This window comes from Gilliamella sp. Gris3-2 (genome assembly GCF_001690345.1).
Classification (GTDB): domain Bacteria; phylum Pseudomonadota; class Gammaproteobacteria; order Enterobacterales; family Orbaceae; genus Gilliamella; species Gilliamella bombi.
Genome location: NZ_LZHB01000063.1, coordinates 1 through 10053, shown reverse-complemented (window position 1 = coordinate 10053; position 10053 = coordinate 1). Strand labels below are relative to the sequence as shown.

The window sequence follows — 10053 nt, the reverse complement described above, 5'->3', positions numbered from 1 at the left end:
TAAATAAAATTTAAAAGGCTTGATATGATGATTAAATCTTAAAAAATAAAAGCAATTATTTTATTGTGGAATTTATCTTACTGATAATAAAAATTATCTAGATAAAACATGAAAAACTAAAGCCTCTTTCGAGGCTTTAGTTTTTATAAATATAGAAAAGTAATTTGTTATTACTTTATCCCAAATTCAGACCGATAAGCTTCAACTTGCGTTACTTGATCTTTTCGAGCTGGATCTTTATAGAGGTACTGGATTAAATCATCAAGCGTAATAATTGAAATTACATTGCAATGATAAGTTTGTTTAATTTCTTGAATTGCTGACAGTTCACCACGACCTTTTTCTTGACGATCTAGACAAATAAGTACGCCAGCAAGTTTAGATTGGTTATCTGCTAATATTTTCATCGATTCACGAATAGCAGTTCCGGCAGTAATAACATCATCGACCAACATAACGCGTTGTTGATAGATCGAACTACCTACTAAATTACCGCCTTCGCCATGATCTTTTGCTTCTTTACGGTTAAAGCAGTAAGGAATGTCAACATTATGATGTTCAGATAGTGCAACAACGGTTGATGAAACAATAGGGATACCTTTATAGGCTGGACCAAAAATGACATCGTACTCTAAATTAGCATCCATCAGTGCGGCTGCATAAAAACGACCTAATAAAGCCAGATCTTTACCTGTATTAAATAATCCTGCATTAAAGAAATAGGGACTTTTGCGTCCCGATTTCAAGGTGAATTCACCAAACTTTAATGCTTGCCTATTTAATGCAAATTCAATAAATTCACTTTTATATGATTTCATCGATCCTCTCCAATTAATCTTTTAAGGCCTGTTTTTGTGCATCAATAATAGTTTTGATGCCATTTTTTGCTAGCTCTAACAGTTTTAATAATTCGTCATGACTAAAAGGTTCGCCTTCAGCAGTGCCTTGCACTTCAATCATACGACCATCGTCAGTCATAACAACATTCATATCGGTTTCAGCGTTTGAATCTTCTATGTATTCTAAGTCACATACTGCTTGGTCATCGACAATACCGACAGAAACAGCAGCAACTAATGATTTAATTGGATTTTGCTTAATTTTACCATCTGCAACCATTTTGTTGATTGCATCATTTAGTGCTACACAAGCACCAGTAATTGACGCAGTTCGGGTACCACCATCTGCTTGAATAACATCGCAATCTAACGTGATAGTATATTCACCTAATAATTTAAGGTCGATCATTGCACGTAGTGAACGGGCAATAAGGCGTTGAATCTCCATAGTGCGACCGGTTTGTTTACCTTTAGCCGCTTCGCGTTGAGTTCGTGAATGGGTTGCACGAGGTAGCATTCCATACTCAGCAGTTACCCAACCTTGGTTTTGCCCCTTTAAAAAACGTGGCACACCTTCATCAATAGTGGCATTACAAAGTACTTTAGTTTCACCAAACTCAACTAATACAGAACCTTCTGCATGCTTAGTATAATGACGGGTTATTTTGATAGGGCGGACTTGTTCCGCAGATCGACCTGACGGGCGCATGCAATTCTCCAGATGTTACAATTAAAAAATATCTTTTTTGAGCTAATTATTTAGGGGGACATCAACAAGATAAGGTTGATGTTTAGCCTAAGCTAAGAGCATATTATACAGAATATGTGGTACAATGCCCAGCAAGTTTTTTACAAATTTAGGAAGCAATTATGATTTCCAGTATGACCGCCTATGCCAGAAAGGAGTTAAATCAATCGTGGGGAACCGCCTCATGGGAACTCCGATCAGTTAATCAACGTTATTTAGAAACCTATATCCGCCTACCAGAACAGTTTCGTTCACTTGAACCGATGATACGTGAACGACTCCGTAATCGTCTAACTCGTGGTAAAATCGAATGTAATTTACGTTTTGAATTAGATCCTGCAGCGCAAAATCAAGAACTTTCGTTAAATAAAGATCTTGCTAAGCAAATTTTAAATGCCGCTAATTGGGTTCAAACAGAGCATCAATCAGGACAAGTTAACCCAATTGATGTACTTCGTTGGCCAGGCGTATTGTCGGCAAAAGAACAAAATCTTGACAGCATATCACAAGAAATCCTAGCGTTACTTGATACAGCTATCGACGAGTTTAAAGCTGTTCGAGAACGTGAAGGTAAAGCGCTTAGTGATTTAATTGTTAAACGTTTAGAAGCCATTACCGTAGAAGTGGATAAGATTCGTAATTGGATGCCGCAAATACTTGAATGGCAAAAAGAACGTTTAAAAAGTAAATTGGCTGAAGCTAATATTGAACTGGATCATTCTCGCCTAGAGCAAGAAATAGTGATGGTTGCCCAGCGAATTGATGTTGCCGAAGAGCTTGATCGCCTAATGACACATGTTAAAGAAACTTATTCGATCTTAAAGAAAAACGAAGCGATAGGTCGTAGATTGGATTTTATGATGCAAGAGTTTAATCGAGAAACTAACACTATTGCCTCTAAATCAATTAATGCTGAAGTGACCGCCAGTGCAATTGAACTCAAAGTGCTTATTGAACAAATCAGAGAGCAAGTACAAAATATTGAATAATTTTATTATGTTAACACTTACTTATTAGTACATTCTTCCAATATAAATGTAATTTTCTTTGCATTTATATTGGAATTATCATTATCTTTTTATTTAATTGATCAGTTTAAAAGCTGTGTTAATTACAATAATTTCTTGCTTTGAGTGATTTAAAATACCAATAAAGCACAAGGCAAGCTGTACCTGTTGATAACAGATCGGCTGTTGGGGCAGCAGCCCAAACACCATCAAAACCCAAAAATAATGGTAAAATATAAAGTGCTGGTAACAAAATCAAAATTTGCCTTGAAAGACTTAATAAAATCGAAATTTTTGCCATACCAATACATTGGAAAAAGCTAGTGGTAACCATTTGAAAGCCAACAAAAATAAAAGAGAGTGTAGTAAATCGTAATGCAATAGCCGAAAGTTGCACTAAATCTTCCTCGGAACTAAAAGCTCGCACCAACATATCTGGAATAAAAAATCCTAATACAAAACCGAGCGAAGTTACAACCGTTGCTACTTTCACAGCATAAAAGAAAGTCTTTTTAACGCGATCATAATTTTTAGCACCATAATTATAACCAATAATAGGTTGCATACCTTGGTTGATACCAATGACAATCATAATCACTAAAGTAATAAGCCGGTTAGCATTAGAAAAAGCAGCAATTGAATCATCGCCCGACACATTAGCAAGTGGAGCATAACGATTAAGTTGCCAGTTAATAAACACTACAACGATTGATGCCGCCATTTGCATTGAAAAAGGCGATAAACCGATTGATATAACCGATTTTGCAATTGAAAAGTCCAACTTAAAATTACGACGATAAAGCTTAATATTACTATTCTTATTTAAAAAATGTTGCATAACAAACACAAAGCTAATCATCATCGACAACGTTGTTGCCATTGCAGCTCCACGCATCCCCCAGCCTAAACCAATAATGAAAATCGGTGCCAAAATAATGTTGGCAATCACACTGACAAACATAGTTACCATGGCTTTAAAAGGGTAACCACTTGCACGCATCATATTGTTGTAGTTAAAAGTGAGGGTCAAAAAGATACTACCAGGTAGAAAAATTTCTAAAAACTCTCTAGCATAAACATGGTTAACAGGGCTAGAACCGACAAAACGCAACACGGGATCAATAAAAATAAGCAGCATTGACAGCGTAAAACCACTCAGCAGCGCAGTTAGCATAAACGACGTACCAGCGACTTTTTCGGCCTTGTCGTTTTCACCACGACCTAAAAAAATTGAAATCCGACTGGCCGAACCGATTCCAACTAACATACCAATTGCCGCTGCTAAATTCATCACAGGTAAAATAAGACCAGCAGCACTTAACGCCTCGCGCCCGATCCAATGGCCAATAAAAATGCCATCAATAATATTATAAAGTGTATTAACAATCGTTCCAATCACTGCTGGCAGCGCATATTGCCAAAATAGTGCACTGATTTTTTTATTTTTAAAATCATTATAAACATCAATAGAGTGAGCCATTGCTTTTAATTTTCCGTTGATAAATATTGTAAAGAAGTTTCAGGTAACTATACGTTTCAGTATAAAAAGCATAATCATTATTTTACATTGATAATGATACCCCCAAATTGCTTGTTAGGTATATTAGCAAAATAATAAATTCAGTTTTCGATTTTTACTTATTTCTTAATTTTAATGATTATAACTGATAGCGATTATCTAAACCTTGCTATCTCGACTGCGCTTACGTGTAGTTAAAACTTGTCAAAAAGTTTCAGGTAACTATACGTTTCAGTATAGATTTATGCAATTTAACTGTGCTAGTTTAACAGACTGGCAAATTGTTAATAGCACTTTTTCAGCGCTTTGATAAAATAATGTCCTTAATGATTATAGCGATCCAATAGGAACCTCACCAATGAGCGTACAAATAGAAAAGATCATACTGCATAAATTAATTAGAAAAAGCGACACCGAAATTGAACTACAACTTCGTGACTCAATGCTCGACAACGAGCAAGCGGTTGTTAATCTAATTGAAGATATCAACCGCATCTATAATAACAAAAGCAAAGCCTATGGATTATTTAATAGCGAAAGCTTATTTGAACAATCACTAAAAGAACTACGGCTAGGCAATCAAGATTTTTTACATTTTAGCCAAGAATCCACCAAACAACTACGCAACGAACTTGCCAAATATCCTTTTGCAGAAGGAGGAACGGTGGTGTTTTGCCAATATCGTTATTTGGCGGTTGAATACTTAATTATTGCGGTGTTAAATAGTTGTTTAAGTATGTTAGTTAATGAAGACTTAGATATTAGCGAAACGCAATATCTAGACATTGACCATGCCGATATTATTGCCCGTATAGACATGACCGAATGGGAAACCCAAGCCGACTCAAAACGATATTTAACCTTTTTAAAAGGACGAGTAGGGCGAAAAGTATCTGACTTTTTTATGGACTACCTAGGTGCTAATGAAGGATTAGATGCGAAAGCACAAAACAAAACACTGGTTAAAGCGGTAGATGATTACTGCCAAGAAATGCAATTTGACAAACAAGACAAAACCAACGCACGTGAAAGCGTCTACAATTACTGTCAAGCTCAATTACAAGCTGGTGAAGAAATTGAACTAAAAAATCTAGCCAACGAACTACCAACAAGTGACGATAACAACTTTATTGAATTTGTCAAAAATAGTGAATACGATTTAGAAGACACATTCCCCGTTGATCGTAGTGCATTGCGCCAACTTAAAAAATTCTCGGGCAGCGGTGGCGGATTAACCTTAAGCTTCGATTCAAATTTGTTAGGTGAACGTATAAAATGGGATCCACAGACTGACTCACTGGTTATTAAAGGTGTACCGCCTAATTTGCGAGATCAGCTACAACGCAATAGCGGCTCGAACTAATTATCTGCTAATCATAAACTAACAACGTTATTAGGACAAAAAATGAAATACATTGGTGCACATGTAAGTGCAGCAGGTGGGGTAGATAACGCCCCGATAAATGCCTATCAAATTGGCGCAACCGCATTTGCGTTATTTACCAAAAATCAACGACAATGGCACGCCAAACCGCTTGAAACAGCCACCATCGACAGCTTTAAAAAACGCTGCGAAAAATATGGTTTTACCAGCAAACAAATTTTGCCACACGATAGTTACCTTATTAATTTAGGACACCCCGATAGTGAACAGCTTGAAAAATCACGCACTGCTTTTTTAGACGAAATGCAACGTTGTGAACAATTAGGATTAACATTACTCAATTTTCACCCCGGAAGCGATCTAAAACAAATATCGGTTGATGAATGCCTAGCACGCATTGCCGAATCGATAAACATTACGCTCGACAAAACACAAAATGTGGTTGCTGTTATCGAAAATACGGCTGGACAAGGCTCTAACTTAGGCTATAAATTTGAACATCTTGCGCAAATCATTGACCAAGTCGAAGACAAAAGCCGAGTTGGAGTTTGCATTGACACTTGCCACGCTTTTGCCGCTGGTTACGATTTACGTACCGAACAAGCTTGCCAAGAAACTTTTGCTGAGTTCGAAAAAATAGTCGGTTTTCAATACTTACGAGGCATGCACTTAAACGATGCTAAAAGCGAATTTGCTAGCCATGTCGATCGCCATCACAGTTTAGGCAAAGGCAATATTGGTGAAACTGCATTTAAATATATTATGCAAGATCCAAGAATTGACGAAATTCCTCTTATCTTAGAAACCATTGATCCTGATATTTGGACGCAAGAAATAAACTGGTTAAAGGAACAGGTAAATGCATAAAATTATTATATTTTTTATTTAGCTATAAACAAAGTGGGTAATGTTTACCCACAAATTAGGTTAAACATTGCATAAATGTTTAAACATGTTTCATTATTCCAATTGCGCTGCAAGTTCAATTATTTCCGGCAAAATATCCAAAATCAAAGCCAATTGTTGCATAACTAACAGATCATTATTTGTTTTATCATCATCAATTGAAACAGCCGAAATAGTTTCGATATAATCGGTGACGGATTTTTTAATAGCTTGGTATTCACCGTCGATCTTTTTAATGCTTAATAGATTAATAATATAGACCGACAAATCATCAAATAGATCGAAAGTTTGTTTTGAAAGAGGTTTATCGCGATGCGCACCTAAAGTCGAAAGATAGCTAATCAACGTATGATTAAGTGTTAACAAACGAAATCCCTGATCGATAACAACTGGATTCATATGCGGCTCTTTAGTCATCAAACTAATTAATGACGACAAATCTGCATTACTATCATGCGCCGCACGCCTAGCTAAACGATACATGACATCATTAGTTTTACCAGTCAAATACTGACGACCAATTAACGCTAAGTAATGGCTATCGTCATGGCAAACACGATCCACTAATTTAGGTAGATTTCTAAATTTCCAGTCAGGCCAAATAAAGCTCACAGCAAACCATGCAATAAAACAACCAATTAACGTTGCAATAATACGTGCGACCGCAACTTGAATACTACTTTCGCCAATTAAACTGAAACTAAAAAACACCAGTAACGTAATAAACGCAGTAGCATAAGCATATTGTGAATTCTTAAATAGAAAAAACAGCCAACCAGTGATAATAATCAACACCAACTGCTCAGGAACACTTGGAAATAAAAACGTCAACGGAATACCTACAATAATCCCTAGAATGGTACCGATTACGCGTAATTTTAACCGATATTTTGTAGTTGAATAGTTAGGTTGACACACAAACAAACTGGTTAAAATAATCCAATATCCATGCTGTAAATCGGAAAAATGAATCACCATATAACCAACAAAAAACACCACACACATACGAATTGCATGACGAAATAGTGCCGATTTTATGGTTAAATTGTTTCTAATCTTGGCAAAAATAGCATAAAAGCTGGTTAGTTCTTCATCGATTAATTGATTATCTTCTTCTGCTTTTGGCAAATGTTGCTCGGTATCAATATTAGCAAGTAACAGATCGATAGAAAGCAAATTTTGATGTAAACTCTTAAGCGCTTTAATCATCAGCATATCGCTTTTATGACTAGCATGATATTGATTAATAGCTTCTTCAAGATACGAAAAATAACGTGAAAACAGCGGATCATGTTGATAAGTTTGATTTAACTTAATTGTCATTGCCAATTGCGCACAAGCTTTCGCTTGCAAATTTAAAATACGAGCAAATCTAAATAAAATATCACTATGTTTAAAATGCACACTAAGCGCTTGATAATGTCCATGCGCTGAACTTGCTCGCTCATGAATATCTTGCGCGACAAAATAATAGCTTAGTAACTTTCTAATATAAGCTTGTCCACGATAGCTTTTCAAACGATTAAATAGTGAACGTTTTGTATTATTAAAAGCACTAATGAGTTGATTATTACTATTGTTTAATTGCAAAGTCTGTTTTTTAAAACCGTCAGACTCATCGGGATCAAACATCGCTGCCTTAGCGTCAAGATATTGTGCTAAATCAATAAAACACTGTGAAAGCGATTGTTGGGTTGTGCGAATAGGTTGAATGATCGATTCAATTAACGAAACAACATTATACCAAAGCGCACCTAACAGCAAAAAACAGGGCAAAGTGTAATTATCAGTAAACAAATTATGCCCAAGCATGGTATAGGCAGCAATTAAAAGTGATCCAAACGCAATCACACCGTAACGTTGCCCAAGCGAACCAAGCATGGTAAAAATAAATGTTGAAGAAACCAAACCGATAATAAAAAATGCAGGATAATCAAATAACAACTCGACTGAAAAAGTGGCAATAGTAAAACAGATCAATGTAAGAATTAAATTAATACAACGACTTAATAAACGAGTATCGATCTCAGTCAAACCAGCTGCCACAACACCAAGCGTAAGAGGAATAACTAGCGAGGTATACCCAAAATACCACGGAACTAAAGTCGAACCAGTTAAACTAATTAACATCCGAAGACTAAAAAGAAGATTACTGCTGTAAAAGACTTTACGTAAAGACAAAATAAATGTGTGCACGGTGTATTGGGTTTGGTGTATGTTCAAATAATAGCTACTAGAATACTATATTGTATCAATTAGGGAAAGAGATCAAAAAGTTGTTTCTTTTTAATAAAGATAAAAATATTAATAAAATCAATATCCTACCTGAACGATTTTAGAGTAAGAAACACGCTTTTGGCACCTCAATGTTAATAAGCCTGCCTTATTAGAGCGTCAAAATTTGCCAATAACGAAGTAAAGCTAGCACGCCAAACTGGGCTGTTGGGCGTGTTTGTGTTTTAGATGTTATCAGCAATATTAATCATTACGTAAAAGTCAAAAAGTCCTAAAGGTAACACCATATTTTTATTATAAAATTCACCTATCTATAAAACCGAATCGTTTTCATCTTTACATTTCTTTACAAAAAATCCGTCAAAAAACTAGCCAACTATTTCTAAAACGGTTATACTTTAACCGTTTTAGAAAGGTAAGCTTATTAAATAAGCGAATAATTATAAAAAATCGAAATAAAACAAAATATTACTTGACAGGTGGAGCAAAATGCAGTACCATTTTAGGCACAAGGCACAAGGCACAAGCACTGGCAAACTTATGTCTTAAATTTATCAAATAATCCTATTCGACGAGTTCTTGCGCAAAACTTATTTATATCTTCTAAATTATCTAAATTATCTAAATTATTACCGAAATTTCTCACAAAATTATTGCTAAAAATCCCATTGGCATTGTTGTTATTGCTGTGTTCATTAAAATCACAGGCATTATCGACCACGACAGCAGATAGCATTCAAGGTAGAGCATCCTATTTAGCCTTTGATGACCTCGTCATTAAAGTGACAGCAACAGATGACTTATTAGGTATTAATTTATCAAATAGTCGAAAATTCACACCACAAAGCCGCCTTTCATTATCGACAATCCAGATTAAGTTACCCGAGGTAAACCAAAGTTTTGCTGATATTAACATGACGACAGCGACATTATTTAGTTCATTGAATCTGAAGGAGTTAGTGGCACAAAGGAATAGGAGGGCGATGTTGATGAACAAGTGAGTGCCCCATTTTGGCGCAATAAATTAGCAGTAAACACATATTTTGGTGATGTTGTCAGCAATAAACACTATGCCAATCTATCAGTTGTTTGCGTTGTTCTTCAACCTTTAGCCTTCAATGCTTAGGGTGTCGGATAAGTTTAAATAATTTATTTAACAAATTATATGTTTGTTGGCGTGGGAATTTATTAGTAATGCTAGAAACTTATAAAAATAAAATATTATTTGATAAAGGAAATAAAATGAAGTATCCAAACCATTTAACTGCTGAACGTATTTTATTTTGCAATATATGTTTGCTTTTTTTTATTTTATGTAGTGCCTTTTATAGTAGTTATTCATTTGGGGTTAATCGTAGTGATGCAATAATACTTTCATCTAGCCCATTACCACCATTACCAGAACCGCCGCCGCC

At 35.5% G+C, this 10053-nt stretch carries 8 protein-coding genes; 4 read left to right on the top strand and 4 right to left on the bottom strand.

Going from position 1 to position 10053, the window contains the following annotated elements:
* Positions 1 to 170: 170 nt before the first annotated feature.
* Both pyrE and rph read right to left on the bottom strand, forming a co-directional pair.
* Complete coding sequence (gene pyrE / locus A9G32_RS08605; RefSeq protein WP_065574840.1) at positions 171 to 818, bottom strand: orotate phosphoribosyltransferase; 648 nt, start codon at positions 816 to 818, stop codon at positions 171 to 173.
* A gap of 13 nt (positions 819 to 831) precedes the next feature.
* Entirely contained in the window at positions 832 to 1548 is a 717-nt protein-coding gene (rph, locus tag A9G32_RS08600; RefSeq protein WP_065589925.1) for a ribonuclease PH, read from the bottom strand.
* A gap of 161 nt (positions 1549 to 1709) precedes the next feature.
* On the opposite strand from rph, the gene A9G32_RS08595 reads away from it, so the two are divergent.
* Positions 1710 to 2576, top strand: a complete 867-nt coding sequence (locus tag A9G32_RS08595; RefSeq protein WP_065589924.1) for a YicC/YloC family endoribonuclease — start codon at positions 1710 to 1712, stop codon at positions 2574 to 2576.
* Between the two features lie 118 nt (positions 2577 to 2694).
* Here A9G32_RS08595 and A9G32_RS08590 read toward each other — a convergent pair whose 3' ends face one another.
* Positions 2695 to 4074, bottom strand: a complete 1380-nt coding sequence (locus A9G32_RS08590; RefSeq protein WP_065589923.1) for an MATE family efflux transporter — start codon at positions 4072 to 4074, stop codon at positions 2695 to 2697.
* A 397-nt stretch (positions 4075 to 4471) separates the two neighbouring features.
* Here A9G32_RS08590 and yejK point away from each other — a divergent pair, with 397 nt between their 5' ends.
* Positions 4472 to 5476, top strand: coding sequence for a nucleoid-associated protein YejK (gene yejK, locus A9G32_RS08585; RefSeq protein ID WP_065589922.1), 1005 nt, complete (start codon positions 4472 to 4474; stop codon positions 5474 to 5476).
* 42 nt (positions 5477 to 5518) lie between these two features.
* Positions 5519 to 6364, top strand: a complete 846-nt coding sequence (nfo, locus tag A9G32_RS08580; protein WP_065589921.1) for a deoxyribonuclease IV — start codon at positions 5519 to 5521, stop codon at positions 6362 to 6364.
* 93 nt (positions 6365 to 6457) lie between these two features.
* Here the strand turns inward: nfo and yccS are convergent, their stop codons facing one another.
* A complete protein-coding gene (gene yccS, locus A9G32_RS08575) occupies positions 6458 to 8626 on the bottom strand; it encodes a YccS family putative transporter (RefSeq protein ID WP_218055875.1) in 2169 nt (722 codons plus the stop codon).
* A 680-nt stretch (positions 8627 to 9306) separates the two neighbouring features.
* Between yccS and A9G32_RS12835 the strand changes: the two genes are divergently transcribed.
* Positions 9307 to 9639 carry a hypothetical protein gene (locus A9G32_RS12835; RefSeq protein ID WP_141672895.1) on the top strand — a complete coding sequence of 111 codons (333 nt, stop codon included), beginning with the start codon at positions 9307 to 9309 and terminating at the stop codon, positions 9637 to 9639.
* Positions 9640 to 10053 lie beyond the last annotated feature (414 nt).